Below are 18,329 nucleotides of genomic sequence, written 5' to 3'. Positions count from 1 at the left end.
TATACACTTCGCTTTCCGCGGGCGGCTGATGTGCCTCCAAAGCGCTGGGTGTTCGTCGTGTTGCAAGCATTTTCGGTGACGCTGCACTCCTCACAACTCGTAGCTTATTCGGTGGATGTTTTGCTCGTCACTCCGGGGTCTCACCGATGCCTCATCTCCCACAGGAGTCTCCGCGTATACGGGCTGCTAGTGAAAAGGTATATGCTTATTTACTGCTTATCTTTTACTCGAAATATAATGTGGAATAAACCACAACAGTGGAGGACCAGAAGCATTAGTTATGTCGCATTATCCATCTTTTATGAAAAAACATCCTTTTAGATAACTGCCTACTACACTATAAAGACCCCTGCCATTTGTGGAGGGGTCCTTGACTTTATATCATATTTTTAATTTCCGCATCTTTTTTCAGTTCATCAATTTTTTTCTGCAGTTTTTGATTGCCTTTTTGCTGCTTCAGGCTCTCCTTAAGTTGCCCCTCTATCTCTTTCAATTTAGGGATCTCTTTGTTTTGTCCTTTTATTTTATCGTATGCATCTTTTACTTCCTGATCTTTTACTTCAATTCCTTCAATTTGCTTCATAACATATTCTTCTAACTTCATATCTTGTTTTTTAGCTTCCTGATTCAGCAGCTCTTGTCCAATAATTGTGTTCAGTGTTTGTTCCTTTATCATGGCTTTATCACTTATATCCTGACCGTATTGATTCAACAAGTTTTTGGTTTGTTCATAGATCGTATTATATTTTTTGCCTTTAACTTCGGTGTCATTTACGCTTACAACTATTTTATCTTCCTTAACCTTTTCATCTTCACTAATTTCCACACCTTTATTTTGATCAGCCTGTTCCTCTTGTTCTGTCTTCTGTTCTTCATCTTTTTTCGCAGAATCTGATTTATCGCCACAGGCAGCTAAAATTGTTGCCAGGCTTATTGCTAGAATTAACATAATGAACTTCTTCATTGCTTATTCCCTCATTTCCTAACATTGTGCTTACAGTGAAACATATTTTATATGGCATTAGCAAGTGGGTACATTTCGCTGATATCGCTGGATAGCATGCCACGCCTGCACTCACACTACTACTTAACATTTTGATGACATACCATCCTAAATTCTGCCGTAAGGTAAGGGTATTGCGAATAAAAAGTTCATGGTGCTGGCGCACGAGTTATGAAATAGCAAAAAAGAAGCAATCCATAGAAGATTACTCCTTTTTTCCGCTGTTTTACTTAATACTATTTGAAATTTCGTTTACCATTTCCTGTACCGACACTAGGCCACCACCTGAAAGGTACCAATAATTTGGATCTAAATAAACAATGTTATCATTTTTATAAGCAGCCGTTTTCTTCACGAGGTCATTTTCAACCACCTGTTTTGCAGAAGATTCACCGCCTACAACTGCTCCGCGATCAATGACATAAAGAATTTCCGGATTTTGCTCAACAACATATTCAAATGAAACATTCATACCGTGTGTGGAGACTTCAATTCCTTCATCAACTGCCGGTACGCCAAATACATCATGAATTAACCCAAATCTGGAACTTGGACCATAAGCACTGATTTTGTCATCGTTAGCAAGAATAATTAATCCATTTTGATTACTTCCTTCCGCTTTTTCTTTCAAGTCTGCTATGGATTGTTCAACCGCTTCCAGCTCTTTATCGATTTCATCCTGCTTATCGAAGACTTTCCCGATTGTTGCTAAGTTTTCTTTAAATGATTCCATATATCTCGTTGTATCAACACCAAGGTAAATCGTTGGGGCAAGCTCCTGCAGTTGATCATAAACAGATGATTGTCTGCCGGAAATAATAATTAAATCCGGGTCAATTTCAGCAATCTTTTCAAAGTCCGGCTCCTTTAAACTACCTACATTTTCATAATCATCACTTGCGTATTTTTCCAAATATGCTGGAGTAGTGCTGCTTTGCGGAACACCTGTTACATCAATCCCCAGTTTATCCAGTGTATCCAATGTCCCATAATCAAAAACAACAACTTTTTCGGGGTTTTTCGGCACTTCAGTTTCCCCAAGCTCATGTTTGACAGTAAGGGTTTCCGATTTCCCGGAATCTCCATTTGCTTTATCTCCGCTTGCATCTGATGTCCCACACGCTGCTGCAAAAACTGCTAAACCACTTATAAAGATAAATAGAATAAGTTTTTTCATTTGAATCACTCCTATATTTTTTATGCGTAAAACACACAAATCCGGTTATCATTTATTTTTTTAATATCAATATCCATGTCATAAATATCTTTAAGCACACATTCATCAATCACATCACATGTTGGCCCTTGCTTAACAATCTTTCCATTTTTCAATGCAACGATTTGATCGGAATAGCAGGATGCGAAATTAATATCGTGAATGACAATTAATATGGTTTTATCAAGCTCATCGACAAGGCGTCTTAACGTTTTCATAATTTGTACCGAATGACGCATGTCAAGGTTATTTAATGGTTCATCAAGCAAAATGTATTCTGTATCCTGGGCAATAACCATTGCAATGTGTGCACGCTGTCGCTGCCCGCCACTCAGTTCATCTAAGTATTTATCCTGGATTTCCCGAAGCTCCATATAATCGATTGCTTCATCAACTTTTTCCCAATCATCTTTCTTCAATTTCCCTTGAGAATATGGAAAACGTCCGAATGAAACAAGCTCTCTTATCGTCAGCCGAAGATTAATGGCGTTGGATTGCTTCAAAATGGAGATTTTCTTCGCTAGTTCATTATTTTTCGCCTTGGTAATATCCTCGCCATCAATCGTAATAACACCTTCATCTTTTGTAATCAAACGGCTGATCATCGAAATTAAGGTGCTTTTCCCTGCACCATTCGGCCCGATAAAAGAGGTAATCGTGCCTTTTTCAATTGTTAAAGACACACCATCTATAACACTCTTCTGGTTATATGTTTTAAATACACCTTTAATATCTACCATGATTTATTCTCCTTTAACAAAAGATAAATGAAGTAAACTCCGCCAACAAAATTAATAATGACACTGACCGTTGTTTCAAACGTGAAGATTTCCTCTACAAGAAATTGTCCTCCCAATAAGGCAATAATGCTTATCAATACAGATCCAATGATTAGGTAGAAATGGCGATATGTCTTTAGAAATTCATAAGCTACATTGACAACTAGCAATCCAAGGAATGTTATCGGTCCAATTAATGCTGTTGCAATTGAAATTAATATGGCAACAATGATAAGCAGCCGTTTGACAACATAATCATAAGGAACGCCAAGATTTATTGCCTCGTGTTTGCCTAATGCCAGAACATCCAAATATTTATAAAACCGCATGAAATAAATTGCTGCCAAAACTATCAAACCCAGTGATAAATAAACAAGGTCAGAATTTACATTGTTGACACTAGCAAACATCCGGTCACGCGCAACCATGAATTCATTTGGATCAATTAAGACCTGCATAAAATCTGTAAAGCTTCCAAAGAAGGTTCCTAATATCATTCCGATAAGCAACAGGAAATAAATGTTGTTCTTTTCCCCTTTGAATAAAAAGCGGTAAAGGACTAACGAAAATAAAACCATAATCCCAATTGAGACAAAATAATTGATGTTACTGCTCATCATGACAAGTGACTGGGAACCAAACATGAAAATGATAAACGTCTGGATTAATAGATAGAGCGAGTCTAACCCTAAAATACTCGGTGTTAAAATCCGGTTATTCGTAATCGTCATAAACACGGTCGTTGAGAAGGCAATTGCTGAACCGGTTAAAATAATCGCAACGACTTTCATGATTCGTCTGGGCAATATGTAGCCGATATTTCCTTTTAAGTCATAACAAATGTACAAAAGTGCCAGGAGTACAGTAATAACTGCCAGGATGATTGTTTTTTTCTTATAGCCCATATTTCTTTCTCCTTAACAGTAAATAAATGAAAATCCCGCTTCCGATTACACCAACCGTCAAGCTGATTGGTATTTCGTATGGGTAAATGATTAACCTGCCAATCATGTCACATGCAAGTACAAAGACAGCTCCCAGCAATGCTGTATGTAAAAGACTTTTCTTTAGATGGTCCCCTTGATAAATCGTTACGATATTCGGAATAATCAATCCCAGAAATGGAATAACCCCTACAGTCAAAACGACGGATGCCGTGACTAATGCGACAATAATCAAGCCAATGTTAACGACCTGCCGATAATTTAAACCTAAATTTTTGGAAAAATCCTCTCCCATTCCGGCAATTGTAAATTTGTTTGCAAACAGGTATGCAATAATGAGAATCGGAATACTGGCATACATTAACTCATAATTGCCGCTCATGATCATCGAAAAATCCCCCTGCATCCATGAGGACATGTTTTGAATTAGATCATTCTTGTAAGCAAAAAAGGTTGCAAGAGAACTAATAATGTTTCCGAACATCAGCCCTACCAGCGGAATAAAAATGGCATCCTTGAGTTTAATCTTTTCAAGTATCTTCATGAAAACAAACGTACCAATTAAGGCAAATAAAAATGATACAAGCATTTTCTGCATTGGACTCGCTGATGTAAATACCATTAGAGCGACTAAAACTCCAAGCCTTGCGGAATCGAGTGTTCCCGCTGTCGTTGGGGATACAAATTTATTCCGGCTAAGCTGCTGCATAATTAGACCGCAAATACTCATACTCATTCCAGCAATCAGAATACTGATAAGTCTTGGAATACGGCTGATCATCAGAATTTCCAGCTGGTCCGCGGATAAATTGAAAATATCCCATGGAGCAATATTCGATACACCAATAAAAACGGAGCTGATAGATAATACAATCACAATAAGTACCAGATAACGAATCTTCATATAAAACCTTCTCATTATAATAGTTATTACTTTTTAACTGATCTAATTAATAATGATATTCATTATCAATTAGAGACTATAATTGATTATAGCACATTACTAGAAACCGTCAACACCGTTTAATGGAAAAATTTTTACTATTAAGTGAACAACCTTTTAGTTTACCGCACCTACTGTATCGGCGTTTACCTGCAGCAAAAAAGGCTCACTCCAGGAAAGTGTTTCTACTCCCTTGAAGTGAGCCTTATCTAATTACCGTTCTATTCTTCTGCCTCTTCACAGCCATCGCCAGTACAATACGTGGTTTTAGACTTTTTAGGATTTAACGATTGAAGAACGGGTTTATCCTTTTCTTCTTCCCATACCTTATCCAGTACCTCTGTGAACACTTCCACAGGTTGCGTACCTGACACGGCATATTTTTCATTGAAAACGAAAAACGGAACACCTTGCACTCCAATTTGTCTTGCCTGTTCCTCATCATCACGCACCTTTGAGGCATATTTGTTCACCTGCAGCAATGATGTCACGTCATCTTGATCCAACCCAACCTCACCCGCAAGTTCAACTAATGTGCTGTAATCACTTAAAAGCTTAGAATCCGTGAAATAGGCTTTTAATAAGCGCTCTGTCATTTCTTTACCTAAGCCTTTCGTTTCCGCATATTTAGCAAGCCTATGTGCATCAAACGTGTTTGTATGCTGCATTGTATCAAAATTGTACACCAGCCCCAGTTCTGCGGCCTGTTTACCAAGATCCTCATTCATATGTTTAGCTTTTTCAACGCTCATTCCATACTTATCAGCCAATAATTCATGAATCGTTTTACCAGGAGCTTCTTTCGCATTTGGATCCAATTGATAACTTTTATATTCAATCGTTACATGATCTTTGTGGGAAAATTGATCTAACGCGTTTTCAAGTCTCCGTTTCCCAATATAACAATATGGGCAAACAAAATCTGACCATACTTCAATTTTCATCAAAACACCTCACATTTCTGTAATAATTGTAGCACAATACCTATTTTTCAAAACAATAATGTGCTTATGAAAACAGAAATGGAAAGCTTTTCTAATGTATATTATCCTGACCATCAACATAACGGCCATAGTCTGGAATGGCAAGTTTATCAAAGTTTTCCACAAGGTTTTGCAATCCCTCTGATAAATCATCACCCCCCATGAAATGACCATGCCCGGATACTAGGACATTGGGCTGTAACTGTTTCAGCTTTTTTACTGATTCAAAAGCTGCGTTCCAGTCCGTAGTTAAATAACGCGGAGGTCCATTCACCTCTTCCGTTTGCATCAAAACATTGTAAAACTTATCCTGCCTAACGGTAATAACAGCATCACCCGATAGAAGTGTTTTATCATTTTCCCTAAAAAATGACACATGCCCAGGAGAATGGCCAGGAGTATGTATCCATTTCCAATCTTCCAGCCCTGGTACACTATTGTCATCTGGTAATGCTTTAACTGCATCACCTAAATTTATTGGCTGATTCGGATACCAAGGAGAGATTTTTGCCAAAAGACCACCCTCCACAGTTGCATCTGGTTCAGGATAGCTTTCTTCCCCTGTTAAATACGGAAGTTCAAGTTCGTGTGCATAAACTGGCACTTCCCATTCTTCTACTAACTCAATTAATCCACCAACATGATCAAAATGTCCATGGGTTAAAATAATTGCAGATGGTCTGCTTTCTCTTCCAAAACGATCCACTGCGACTGAGCGGATTTCGGAAGCAGCATTAGGCAACCCTGCATCCACTAATACCCATTCACCCTCATTAGGAAGTCCGATAAAACACATGTTCACAATTTGATCCGTATAATAATAAACATCATTACTAACCTTTTGTCCCGTTCCACTCAATATCGATGTCATCGGGATAAATTTATTATCTTTACTTTCATGCATTTGTTCATCCATTGCAATTACCTCACTTTTTTTACTAGTATTTGAATCCGCCTTGAAAAATATGAATAAAAATGAGCCTGGGACAAAAGTGTTTTAACCAAAATAAAATCCGAACATAGTTGGTGCATACATACCGCTACAGAAATACATTACGCTTTCCGCGGGCTGCCCTGAGCCTACTCCGAGCTATCGCCCTACGTAGTCTCACCTAGGCTTTTTTTCCCGCAGGAGTCTCCGTGTATTTCCTACTGTAGTATGGTGAAATCTTCGGCTTTGGATTATACAATTTAGTTATGTCCCAGTCTCATAATATTAATAGGATTGTTGTTCCTGAACAGAGCCATCCAATTTAAATACAGTTAATTTTGTTCCTTTATTTCTCGCTATTTCCCTTGCGCGTTTTACTGCCTCCCCCTTCGTTTCAAATACTGCTGCAGGCTTCTTCGCATTACTGGATTTTACTGCCCAGCCATTTTCATGTGCAACTACATGCTCACCCTCCAACAGGCGTTCCGGATTGCCATCATATTTTCTCCCTTCTGCTGAACGTTCAGCGGGGCTGCCTTCATCCGCATATTCTTTGACCACACCTTTTTCCGCATTATTGTACCATTCCTTTGCTTGCTCAGTTGCTATTGGTATTGCCCGTCCTTCGTCGTATCCTTCATCTACCATTGAATTTGCTATATCAATAGCTTTTTTCCGTACGATTTTGTCCAAGTTTTTCATGGATGAAGGATAGTCATTTAATGTCCAAGGCATAACATACTCCTCCTTCATTTTTAGTTACGATACCCTTCATGATTCTCAGTCAAACGGGTAATTACGTCACCTATTCGTTTAACACACATGTAAGTAAAAAACAGCTAAAGCACTGTGCTTTAGCTGTTTTCATTCAGCAAGGATTTACCCATAATGGAGACGCGTTTTGTGTTTTTTAATTCATCCAGGTTTTTCACGCCGATCCCAAACATCGTCATTTTTAATTCAAATTCGATTTGTTCCATTGTTTGGATGACATTTTCTGCTGATTCCGTTGCAGCCTGCAGCAATTGGCGTGCAAAACCAATGACATCGGCACCGATTGTAATAGCTTTTGCTGCATCAACACCGGTTTTCATCCCGCCACTTGCAACTAACGGAACATTTGGAAGCTGACTGCGGACAGATACAATACAATCTTTTGTTGGAATGCCCCAGTTATTAAATGCCTCCGCAGCAGCTTTTCTTAATGGATCTTGTGACCGAAGCTTTTCGACCTGACTCCACGACGTTCCACCTGCACCTGCAACATCGATATATGTTATCCCAGCATCATATAATTTCCTGGCAACTGTACCATCGATACCGAAGCCAACCTCCTTTACCCCGACAGGTGCATCTACAGCCTTGCATATCTGTTCGATTTTAGGAAGCAATGCGTTAAAATTCAAATCCCCTTCATCCTGTACGACCTCTTGCAAACTATTCAAATGCAAATAAAGCGAATCCGCCTCCGTCATATCGATCAGTCGCTGGCATTCTTCCGCACCATACCCGTAATTTAATTGGACAGCACCAATGTTCGCTATTAAGGGAGCTGTTGGCGCGTGGTTACGCACTAAAAATGATTCCTTATGTGCATCACTTTCAAGCAGTGCCCTAGTTGACCCAAGTGCGATCGCCCAGCCTTTTTCCTCTGCGGCTATTGCTAGATTATGGTTGATTTGCGCTGCAAGTTCTGAACCGCCCGTCATGGAGCTTACCAGGAATGGCGCCTTGAGCATTTTATTTAAAAAGCTTGTATCCAGCCTGATATCAGCGAAGTCAATTTCCGGTAATGCATTATGTATAAACGAAATACCTTCTAAACCAGTTGTCTTATTTACCCCTTCTACATTTTCATTTAGACAAAGCCGAATATGCTCTGTCTTCCTCTTATTAATTCCCTCTTCCATATCTACACATCCTTACATTATTTCGTTAAAGTGCGGGACAAGGGGTCTGACCCCTTGTCCCTCTGTTTCGTTTTCAAATATGGATGCAGCGTGACAAAATAAACACCTGCGATTACCATTGCCATGCCAATAATTTGTGTCCATGTAATTGTGGAATCATATAATACGACAGCGATCCAAGCAGTATTTATTGGTACTAGGTTCATATAGATACTGGATTTACTTGCACCAATCCGTTTAATCCCACTATTCCACAGGAGAAAGCCGATTACGGAGGAGCAAATTATCATAAACACCATCTCGCCCCATGCTTGACTAGACATAACCATTAATTTACCCCAAGAGTGTTCAAATAAGGATACGATAAATAATAGGACAGACCCGATCAATGTTGTCAGTGTGGTTGTTACGACTGGTGATACATCACGCATTGCAGCTTTCCCCAATAAACCATGTGCGACCCAGCTTAATAATCCACCAATAAATAACAAATCGCCTAAGTTAAATTCCAAGGATACCAAGGTTGTTAGGGATCCTTTAGAGATGACAACGATGACACCGATTAACGATAAAAGAAGTCCAAATCCAAGTTGTTTATTCCACACTTCCCCTAAAAACAGCACTGCTCCCAATGTAACAAGGACAGGGGTTGTAGCTACAATTAACGATCCGTTGATTGCTGTGGTAATATCCAGCGCAATAAAGAAAAAAACATTGTAGCCGAATATACCTGTGATGGCCATTAACAAAAGTGCTCTCCATTGTTTCCGAATTGCTGTAAAATCAAGCTTCTTTTGCCATAACACAAAGAGAAGAAGCAGCATGCCAGCACTTCCGAAACGAAAAGCAGCTGCTGTAACAGGTGGTATTTCCGTTATAACATGCTCCGCCGCAACAAATGCACCACCCCAAAACAACGGAACCAACAGCAGCAAAAAATAAATGGCAATGGATTGATCACTTTTCACCCGAAATCCTTCTTCCGTTTAGCAGGACAGGGGGACAGACCTCAGCGTCCCTTCCCTTTTGCATGAACTATAACAAAAAAATGACTAAAAAGCCAATCAATCGGTATGCATCAAAATATGCTGGATTCCTTTTTTGGAAAAATGGTGTAACTGAAACTAATCGCAAAATCGATAACCAATACAAGGCTCCATAATTTCATTGTTTGAAATAATGCTTCTGTTTGGTTTTGATTATGAATATAAAGAATAACAGCACCCAATAATCCCATACCGATGATCCACGCGAGTAAATGATGATACCAGCCAATCCGTTCGTTTCTTGCATATTCCTTTCCGTATTTTTTCTTTTTAGCAGGTTTGGGTCCATTAGCGAATTTATAAGCAAAACGTTCATCCGCCCACTTGATCATCTTGTGCCCAAATGCAACACTGACCCCGATATAGATAGCAGCCACACCATGCATTGATGTTGCCGTTGCCCCATTTTTTAAATCAATGACAGTTGCAATTAAAAGAAGCAGATCCACAACTGGTGTACAAAATAATAAAAATGCACCAAGTTTTTTCTTTTTCAGCAAATATCTTGCTACTAACCCTGCGATTACAAATACCCAAAAGCCAATTTCACATGCTACAATAAACCAACCTACCATTACTTCATTCCCCTTTTTAGTACAATTGTGCTAAAAATAGCATAGCATACTTTTATTAAATAATACAACAGTGCTATAATAAAAATATGCCTAAAATAGTTGATCATGATAAAAGAAAAGTACAAATAGCAGAAGCAACATGGAAAGTTATAATAATGGAAGGACTAGAGCAGGCTTCTGTACGCAAAATTGCGAAAGAAGCTGGACTTTCTGTTGGAGCAATGCGGCACTATTTTTCAACTCAATCTGATTTGTTTGCATACTCCATGAAGCTTGTATCTGACCGCGTAAAAAAACGTGCTTACGAGAAAAAATATGATGGAACACCATTGGAAGCAATGCAGGAAGTTCTGAGTGAATTCTTGCCAATCAATGAAGAGCAGCGTATCGAAATGGAGGTGTGGTTAGTCTTTTCGGCTAAAACACTCGTCAATCCAGACCTTAAATCATTAGGCAAAACAGTCTATCACGAAATGCGCGGGGTTGTTGAACACGTTATTCAAAGTTTAATTGATTTACAGCTGGCAAAGGATGATTTAGACAAGCAATTGGAAGTTGAGCGGCTATATGCTTTAATAGATGGTCTTGCACTCCATTCAATTCTCTATCCCGATGAACTATCATCCAACAAAACGGTGGACACGCTTAAATATCATTTACAATCATTATGTACTTAAAAATAGGAGGGAACTGGATTGAAACAAGAGGCAAAGGATTTTGCTGTAAAAGCACATTACGGACAGACTCGTAAAAACTCCGATGCTGCATATAGTACACATCCGATTCGAGTTGCCGAAAGACTGGAGCGTGAAGGATATTCAGATGAATTAGTGTGTGCAGGATATTTGCATGATGTGGTTGAGGATACCCCATATGAAATGGAAGATATCGAGTCAATGTTTGATTCTAACGTAGCTCGGCTAGTTGCAGCACATACTGAAGATAAGTCAAAATCCTGGCAGGAGCGTAAACAGCATACGATTGATACCGTTAAATTTGCAGATAAAGAAGTGAAATATCTGATTGTTGCTGATAAACTCGATAATTTGCTGGGCCTTGAACAAGACTTGCAAAAAATGGGCGATGCCATTTGGAAGCATTTTAACGCAGGCTTTGATAAGCAGAAGTGGTATAACGAGGCGATTGCTTCGAATATGTATGATGGAATTGCAGATGCTGACATACCCGGATATTTCTGTGAATATGCGGAAACGGTGGAGCGGGTTTTCGGCACGGATAAGGGTTGATGTTGCGCTCTTGGGTTGATGTTCACGCTCTCCGGTTGATGTTCGCACCCTCGGGTTGATGTTCGCGCTCTCGGGTTGATGTTCGCGCCTCTCGGGTTGATGTTCGCTCTCTCGGGTTGATGTTCGGTCTCTCCGGTTGATGTTCGCGCTCTCGGGTTGATGTTCACGCTCTCGGGTTGATGTTCACGCTCTCCGGTTGATGTTCGCTCTCTCGGGTTGATGGTTGCACTTTCGGGTTGATGTTTGGTCTCTCCGGTTGATGTTTGCGCCTCTCGGGTTGATGTTCGCTCTCTCGGGTTGATGTTCCCTCTCTCGGGTTGATGTTCACGCTCTCCGGTTGATGTTCCGGTTTTCCGGTTGATGTTCGCGCTCTTGGGTTGATGTTCGCACCTCTCCGGTTGATGTTCGCTCTCTCGGGTTGATGTTCGCGCCCTCGGGTTGATATTCGCTCTCTCGGGTTGATGTTCCCTCTCTCGGGTTGATGTTCCTGCCTGTCGGGTTGATGTTCCCGTCCTCGGGTTGATGTTCCCGCCCCTCGGGTTGATGTTCGCTCTCTCGGGGTGATGTTCACGCTCTCCGGTTGATGTTCGCTCTCTCGGGTTGATGTTCACGCTCTCTCGGGTTGATGTTCGCTCCTCTCGGGTTGATGTTCCGGTTTTCCGGTTGATGTTCACGCTCTCGGGTTGATGTTCGCTCTCTCGGGTTGATGTTCGGTCTCTCCGGTTGATGTTCGCGCCCTCGGGTTGATGTTCACGCTCTCCGGTTGATGTTCGCGCCCTCGGGTTGATGATTGCGCTCTCGGGTTGATGTTCGCGCCCTCGGGTTGATATTCGCTCTCTCGGGTTGATGTTCGCACCTCTCCGGTTGATGTTCGCGCCTCTCGGGTTGATGTTCGCTCTCTCGGGTTGATGTTCGGTCTCTCCGGTTGATGTTCGCTCTCTCGGATTGATGTTCGCACCTCTCGGGTTGACGTTCGCGCCCTCGGGTTGATGTTCGCGCTCTCGGGTTGATGTTCGCGCCCTCGGGTTGATGTTCGCAACCCCAAGTTGATGTTCACACTCTCGAGTTATTGTAAAAAACCGTTCCTCAACAAAGTGGGGAACGGTTTCTCCTTATCTGGCTTTATATCGATTTTTCATGTCCTTGGAAATTTTCTTCCATTTATTTTTCTCTTCAAGGCGCACTTTCTGATCCTGTTTTCTTTTTTCATAGGCAAGTTCCCGTTGCAATTTTAAATAACTTTCGAAACGTTCCTCAGACAACTCATCTGAATCCATTGCCTCCTGTACGCGGCAGCCTGGTTCCGTATCATGCTGACAGTCCGAGAACCTGCATTCATCTGCAAGTGCTTCCACATCCTGAAACGTTGTGTCTATTGCGCCGTCGCCATCCCATAACTGCAATTCCCGCATTCCAGGCGTATCAATTAACAATGCACCATTTGGCAGCGTAAACATTTCCCTGTGTGTCGTTGTGTGCCGCCCTTTGCTATCCGCTTCTCGAATGTCTTTTGTTTCCTGAACTTTTTCGCCTAATAGCGCATTAACCAATGTTGACTTACCTACACCTGATGAACCCAATAATGCTGCCGTTTTTCGATCGGGCAAATAGGTCAGTAATTCTTCAATACCTTCACCAGTAATGCTGCTGATGCATACAATCGGTACACCAATTGCAGCCTCTTCTACCTCAGCCGTTATTCTTATAATATCTTCCGGTGTCGACTCATCCTTTTTTGTTAGCACAATAACTGGAGATGCACCGCTTTCGTACGTTGAAAGAATATATCGTTCAATTCGCCTGACATTTAAATCATGGTTAAGTGAATTTACAATAAAAACGGTATCCATATTTGCTGCAACAATTTGCGCTTCTGTTTTCGTACCAGCAGCTTGCCTTACGAACTTGCTTTTACGCGGCAGAATACGATTGATAACCGCTTTTTGTTCGTCTGCTAATTTTTGAACCTCAACCCAATCCCCCACTGCCGGGAAATCAAGGGAGCTATATGCTTGATTCATGAACTTTCCGCTTAAATGGGAGAAATACTCCATTTCACCATCGGAAATACGATAGCTATTTTTCTGCACGGCAATGACGCGTGCCAGTTTATTATTATCTTCGTGTTGGATAGAACTGTCCCATCCAAGTTTTTCAATATGATTCAATTACATTTTCCTCCTTAATGGTTGGAGGAAAAGCCTTCATTATGCCGACTGTTCCCCCACTTTGATTAGTGTGTTTTGGTTTACTGTTATTACATTTGTATAAATCATTAAACATCACTCCTTCTAAAAATGGTTGAACAAGACAATAACAAGTATACTATATTTAACTGCCAATTGCTACTGAATTTTTGGAAAAATAGTACAACTCATGCATTAAATGAAACCCTGCAGATTGATATAATCCTATGGCACCTTTGTTATCAGCAGACACACATAATGTAATTTCCTTAATGGATTCAAATGTAAAAAGCCAGCTTACCGCCGTAAGTAAAAGTTTTTTTCCATATCCTTTTCCACGGAACGCTTGATCAACAGCGATGAATTCAATGGATCCATCGGCAAAATCGGGATCTGCTTCAACATATACATAACCTGCGAGGTGTCCTTTATCTTTCAGCACAAAAACCTTTTGCGTATCATTAATCCGCTCCATAATCTCTTTCCCGCTATAATATGTTCCCGGAAAAGCATTGTCATGGAGCACTGCAAAAGCATCATTATCATTACTAGCCAATTCTTCTTTCTTCTTTATCAGCTGATTTTCCAGTTGATCTTCAGAATAAGTAAGTATAATTTGATCCGTTTTTTGTTTGAATTCCAGTTTATCAGCAAATTTCTTTACCAAATTGTTTTCTTTATTAAAAAACAGACTAATTGTTTCAAGTGATTGGGTTTGCTCGTTTAAAAGCCCCCATATTTCAATTGCCATATCAACGTCAAATGCCGGATCAACAAATGGTCCCCATACTTCCGCACTTTTGTCTTCCAGATCAATATCAAGACCAATTAAACCAACCAACTGACCATCTTGAATTGCTGCTGCAAAGCAATTTCCAAATGTTACATCTGTCATTTCCTCATCAATTGTCTCGATAATTTCATCCGCCTCCGTCCCGCAAAATCCAATATGATGCTTTCTATTTTTATTCCATTTTGCTATGAATGCTGCTGCGTCTTTCGTTGGAATATCTTTTCCTTTTATAAGTTTATACATCGTATCCCTCACTTATCTTTTCTACCACTTACTATTCGGTATACATCAAAAAAGTCCTTTTAATAATATAAAAAATGCACAAAATAATTTTATAGATAGGAGGATCATGCATGTCAGAGGATAATAAAAATCGCAACAAGGACAAAGGCAGACAAGCCAACAAGCAGCAAAAATATAATACAGAGCCTAAGCATGATGTTGAGTTTGCAGGTGAAAATGAAAGCGAATTTCTCAATTTAGACAACAGAAGGAACAAGCGGAAACGAGAAAGCGAATAAAAAATGGGCTGTCCCAAGCATATAGGACAGCCTTTCTTCATTAAAAACAGACGCAGCTTACTCCACGTCTGTTTTACCTATTTCTATTTATTATTCATTTCACTCGGTTCAGGACCTTTACGCTGACCACGATCAAGTACAGTCATTTTTTCCATGTCATCTGGACTCAATTCAAAATTAAATACATCAAAATTTTCCTCGATTCGTGATGGTGTTACTGATTTCGGAATAACAATTCTGTCTGATTGCAGGTGCCAGCGAATAATTACTTGTGCCGAGGTTTTGTCATGTTTTTCGGCAATTCCTTTCACAACATCATTCGCTAAAACCTCTCCACCCTGCATAAGCGGGCTCCAAGCTTCTAAATGAATGTTATGCTTGTCACAGAAATCTTTCAGTTCCTTTTGCTGCAGGTATGGATGGCACTCTACCTGGTTAACTGCTGGCACAACATCACATTCGTCCAACAAACGCTGCAGATGCTCGATATTGAAATTACAAACACCAATTGCTTTAACACGTCCGTCTTTATACAACTTTTCCATTGCTTTGTATGTTTCCACATACTCATCGTATTTTGGAGTCGGCCAATGTATTAAATATAGATCAACATAATCCAGTCCTAATTTTTCCAGACTCTCATCATATGCTTTTAACGTATTTTCATACCCCTGGTCACTATTCCACACTTTCGTCGTAATAAATAGATCTTCACGTGGAACATTTCTATTTGCTAACGCTTCACCAACTCCACGCTCATTTGCATAAACTTTTGCAGTATCAATGGAGCGAAAACCAACCTCTAATGCTTTTTCAACTGCAGGTGTTGCTTCATCTTCCGGTACTTGCCATACACCATAGCCTAATTGTGGCATTTTCAGTCCATTATTCAATGTAACATATTGCATCTGATAACTTCCTTTCTTTGAATAATGTAATTTAGTTTATCACAATGCATTGGCAGGAAAAAAGTGTCCAGCACTTTTATAGTAAAAATTCATACAGTGGGGGTTTTACTGCCTATTAATGCGGAATGATTCCACTTCAAATTTATCAGTGATTCGTTCTTACCTAAAACAGTAATATCTAATGCCGCGATATAGGAACACCCATAATCCATTCTAATTGCAGAAATTTTTCCAGCAAAGCATTTCCTAATGCACAAGCAAGATTCCACCGTACTCGAACAACTCGGGCGAAAAAAATAAATAACGCATTTTACGAAAACTGCTTAGTAAAGGTCCACTATTACGAGCAGAGCCAATTAAAAAATACACGGCAGCAAAATGTTAGCTGCCGTGTAGTTTAATTATACATTGCGTTTTTCTCTTGCAAACGAATAGTTACCTTCATAACGTAACAGGTTTCCCTCAGCTAACCAATACGTTACTGGAAATAACCGGTCCAGAAAATAGCGGTCATGTGATACTGTGATGATTGTTCCTGTAAACTGGTCCAATGCTTCCTCCAGCACTTCTTTTGATTCAATATCCAAATGGTTCGTCGGTTCGTCCAGAATGAGCAGGTTGTGGTCCTGATGAACGAGCTGCGCAAGCCTAAGCCGCATTTTCTCGCCGCCGCTAAGGCTTTTTACCTTTTGAAAAACCGTTTTGCCGTAGAATAGAAATTTCGCCAAAATTCCCCTAGCATCGCCTTCTGTTACATGGACCTGGTCACGGAATTCATCTAAAATGGTCCGCTTCTCATCCATTTCCAGCATATGCTGTGAGAGAAATCCTATCGACAAATTGCTTCCTAAACGTATCGTGCCGTCGTCAACTAACTCGGTTCCTAAAATCATGTTTAAAATTGTTGACTTCCCACTTCCATTTTCTCCTATAATGGCGATACGGTCCTTGAAACGGACATGTAAATGCAAGTTTGAAAATAGTTGTTTCGTTCCATATCCTTTTGCCGCATTTTCTAGCAGCACAACATCTTTGCCGCTTCGTTTATCCATTTGAAAATCAAGATCGATTTTTTTCTGCTCAAGTATTGGTCTTTTCATTAACTCCATTCTGGCTAAAGCTTTCTCCATACTTTTCGCACGGCGATGCAATCCATCATTAGGCGGATTGGCCTGATTTGCCCACTCTTTTAACCGCTTAATCGTTTCTTTCATCTTCTTTATTTTCTTTTGCTGATCCTGGTATTGCTGAAACTCTTGCAGTAAACGTGCCTCCCGCTCTTTTACATAGTCAGAGTAGTTGGTAGCATAGCGAATCAGTTCACCCTGGTCCATTTCAAAAATCGATGTCACCGTTTCATCTAAGAAGTAGCGATCGTGCGAAACGATCATAACTGTTCCTTTGTATTGCTTGATAAAATCGGTAAGCCATTCAATCGCAGCCAAATCCAAATGGTTTGTTGGTTCATCCAGCAGCAATAAATCCGGTGCCTTTAATAGCAGCTTTGCTAAGCCAACCTTTGTACGTTCACCGCCACTTAAATACTGCCATTCCTTGTCAGCCAATTCCTCCATTTGCAGTCCACTCATAATCCGCCTAATTTGCGAATCCATTTCATAGCCGCCGTCCTCTTGAAATTTCTCCTGCAATGCACCATATTTTTCAATAAGGCGTGTTAGTTTTTCCGGATTCGTTTCTTGTGACAGTTTAGTTTCTGCATCTGTCATTTTCTTTTTTAATGTATTCAAAGAGGTAAATACATCATATAGTAATGCTTCTACTTTTTTGTTGCCGTCTACATCAGGTATTTGCTCCAAAAGTCCAACAGTTAATCCCTTTTTCCAGGTAATAGTTCCGGCAGCTGGTTCTGTTTTACGGGCAATCAGATGCAGTAATGTCGTTTTACCCTCACCATTTCTGCCAATTAAGCCAATCCGTTCACCTTGTTTTACTTCACAGGTTAAATCACTAAAAATGGTATTCGCACCAAACGTCTGTGTAACATTTTGTAAACTTGAAATAATCATGATCTCTTCCTCCGAATGAAGAGACATACCTATAAAAATACAAAAAGACGGCAAAGAGCAGCTCTCTACCGTCCATTATTTCCGTTCGCGGGCAGATGTCTCTTACTGATATTTTTTCCATATATTTCTATTAAAAAAGTGCACACTTATCCCTTGAACAGAAATATCGGAAAAAATCGCATAACGCATCCAAAGATATTCTCTGAGCTTCGTTATGCCATTACCAGTATGATTCATCAAACCCACCTCCTTTGCATTATTATAGTTAGTTTATTCGAAAAATGACCGAGCGTCAACAAAATTTATATCCTGATACC

The 18,329-nt window shown here is 40.1% G+C and carries 19 protein-coding genes; 3 read left to right on the top strand and 16 right to left on the bottom strand.

Annotation, left to right across the window (positions count from 1 at the left end; genetic code table 11):
- Window positions 1-376: 376 nt before the first annotated feature.
- The 11 genes from IEV74_RS14340 to IEV74_RS14290 all read right to left on the bottom strand — a co-directional run bounded on the left by IEV74_RS14340 (window position 377) and on the right by IEV74_RS14290 (window position 10,330).
- Window positions 377-964 (bottom strand): SurA N-terminal domain-containing protein, encoded by a 588-nt coding sequence (locus tag IEV74_RS14340; RefSeq protein WP_188456066.1) that lies wholly within the window; start codon window positions 962-964, stop codon window positions 377-379.
- Between the two features lie 265 nt (window positions 965-1,229).
- Window positions 1,230-2,180 carry a siderophore ABC transporter substrate-binding protein gene (locus IEV74_RS14335; RefSeq protein ID WP_188456065.1) on the bottom strand — a complete coding sequence of 317 codons (951 nt, stop codon included), beginning with the start codon at window positions 2,178-2,180 and terminating at the stop codon, window positions 1,230-1,232.
- 20 nt (window positions 2,181-2,200) lie between these two features.
- Entirely contained in the window at window positions 2,201-2,959 is a 759-nt protein-coding gene (locus IEV74_RS14330; RefSeq protein WP_188456064.1) for an iron ABC transporter ATP-binding protein, read from the bottom strand.
- Window positions 2,953-3,903 carry an iron chelate uptake ABC transporter family permease subunit gene (locus tag IEV74_RS14325; protein WP_188456063.1) on the bottom strand — a complete coding sequence of 317 codons (951 nt, stop codon included), beginning with the start codon at window positions 3,901-3,903 and terminating at the stop codon, window positions 2,953-2,955. Before IEV74_RS14325 ends, IEV74_RS14330 begins: the two co-directional genes overlap by 7 nt.
- Window positions 3,893-4,846 carry an ABC transporter permease gene (locus tag IEV74_RS14320; RefSeq protein ID WP_188456062.1) on the bottom strand — a complete coding sequence of 318 codons (954 nt, stop codon included), beginning with the start codon at window positions 4,844-4,846 and terminating at the stop codon, window positions 3,893-3,895. The genes IEV74_RS14325 and IEV74_RS14320 overlap by 11 nt, the downstream gene beginning before the upstream one ends.
- 260 nt (window positions 4,847-5,106) lie before the next feature.
- Window positions 5,107-5,829 carry a DsbA family oxidoreductase gene (locus IEV74_RS14315; protein ID WP_188456061.1) on the bottom strand — a complete coding sequence of 241 codons (723 nt, stop codon included), beginning with the start codon at window positions 5,827-5,829 and terminating at the stop codon, window positions 5,107-5,109.
- 91 nt (window positions 5,830-5,920) lie between these two features.
- Window positions 5,921-6,784 carry an MBL fold metallo-hydrolase gene (locus IEV74_RS14310; RefSeq protein WP_188456060.1) on the bottom strand — a complete coding sequence of 288 codons (864 nt, stop codon included), beginning with the start codon at window positions 6,782-6,784 and terminating at the stop codon, window positions 5,921-5,923.
- A 300-nt stretch (window positions 6,785-7,084) separates the two neighbouring features.
- Window positions 7,085-7,534 carry a DUF2188 domain-containing protein gene (locus tag IEV74_RS14305; RefSeq protein WP_188456059.1) on the bottom strand — a complete coding sequence of 150 codons (450 nt, stop codon included), beginning with the start codon at window positions 7,532-7,534 and terminating at the stop codon, window positions 7,085-7,087.
- 119 nt (window positions 7,535-7,653) lie between these two features.
- Window positions 7,654-8,709, bottom strand: coding sequence for a type 2 isopentenyl-diphosphate Delta-isomerase (gene fni / locus IEV74_RS14300; RefSeq protein WP_188456058.1), 1,056 nt, complete (start codon window positions 8,707-8,709; stop codon window positions 7,654-7,656).
- Window positions 8,710-8,726: 17 nt separating this feature from the next.
- Complete coding sequence (locus IEV74_RS14295) at window positions 8,727-9,677, bottom strand: DMT family transporter (RefSeq protein ID WP_188456057.1); 951 nt, start codon at window positions 9,675-9,677, stop codon at window positions 8,727-8,729.
- A 110-nt stretch (window positions 9,678-9,787) separates the two neighbouring features.
- On the bottom strand, window positions 9,788-10,330 hold the full coding sequence (locus IEV74_RS14290; protein WP_188456056.1) for a hypothetical protein: 543 nt from the start codon (window positions 10,328-10,330) through the stop codon (window positions 9,788-9,790).
- 86 nt (window positions 10,331-10,416) lie between these two features.
- Here IEV74_RS14290 and IEV74_RS14285 point away from each other — a divergent pair, with 86 nt between their 5' ends.
- Both IEV74_RS14285 and IEV74_RS14280 read left to right on the top strand, forming a co-directional pair.
- A complete protein-coding gene (locus tag IEV74_RS14285) occupies window positions 10,417-11,007 on the top strand; it encodes a TetR/AcrR family transcriptional regulator (protein WP_188456055.1) in 591 nt (196 codons plus the stop codon).
- Between the two features lie 18 nt (window positions 11,008-11,025).
- Window positions 11,026-11,577: an HD domain-containing protein gene (locus IEV74_RS14280; protein WP_188456054.1), complete on the top strand. Its 552-nt coding sequence runs from the start codon at window positions 11,026-11,028 to the stop codon at window positions 11,575-11,577.
- A 1,112-nt stretch (window positions 11,578-12,689) separates the two neighbouring features.
- On the opposite strand, the gene rsgA is transcribed toward IEV74_RS14280, so the two are convergent.
- Both rsgA and IEV74_RS14270 read right to left on the bottom strand, forming a co-directional pair.
- Window positions 12,690-13,745, bottom strand: coding sequence for a ribosome small subunit-dependent GTPase A (gene rsgA / locus IEV74_RS14275; RefSeq protein WP_188456053.1), 1,056 nt, complete (start codon window positions 13,743-13,745; stop codon window positions 12,690-12,692).
- Window positions 13,746-13,908: 163 nt separating this feature from the next.
- Window positions 13,909-14,799, bottom strand: a complete 891-nt coding sequence (locus IEV74_RS14270; RefSeq protein ID WP_188456052.1) for a GNAT family N-acetyltransferase — start codon at window positions 14,797-14,799, stop codon at window positions 13,909-13,911.
- A gap of 110 nt (window positions 14,800-14,909) precedes the next feature.
- On the opposite strand from IEV74_RS14270, the gene IEV74_RS14265 reads away from it, so the two are divergent.
- Window positions 14,910-15,077: a hypothetical protein gene (locus IEV74_RS14265; RefSeq protein ID WP_188456051.1), complete on the top strand. Its 168-nt coding sequence runs from the start codon at window positions 14,910-14,912 to the stop codon at window positions 15,075-15,077.
- Window positions 15,078-15,160: 83 nt separating this feature from the next.
- Here the strand turns inward: IEV74_RS14265 and IEV74_RS14260 are convergent, their stop codons facing one another.
- The 3 genes from IEV74_RS14260 to IEV74_RS19890 form a co-directional block, all read right to left on the bottom strand.
- Entirely contained in the window at window positions 15,161-15,985 is an 825-nt protein-coding gene (locus IEV74_RS14260; RefSeq protein WP_188456050.1) for an aldo/keto reductase, read from the bottom strand.
- 401 nt (window positions 15,986-16,386) lie between these two features.
- Complete coding sequence (gene abc-f, locus IEV74_RS14255; RefSeq protein WP_188456049.1) at window positions 16,387-18,012, bottom strand: ribosomal protection-like ABC-F family protein; 1,626 nt, start codon at window positions 18,010-18,012, stop codon at window positions 16,387-16,389.
- A 102-nt stretch (window positions 18,013-18,114) separates the two neighbouring features.
- Window positions 18,115-18,249: an RAxF-45 family protein gene (locus IEV74_RS19890; RefSeq protein ID WP_268233842.1), complete on the bottom strand. Its 135-nt coding sequence runs from the start codon at window positions 18,247-18,249 to the stop codon at window positions 18,115-18,117.
- Window positions 18,250-18,329 lie beyond the last annotated feature (80 nt).

The sequence above is a fragment of the Virgibacillus oceani genome (assembly GCF_014638995.1).
Taxonomy (GTDB): Bacteria; Bacillota; Bacilli; order Bacillales; family Amphibacillaceae; genus Virgibacillus_E; species Virgibacillus_E oceani.
This window is presented reverse-complemented; position numbering and strand designations above follow the sequence as displayed.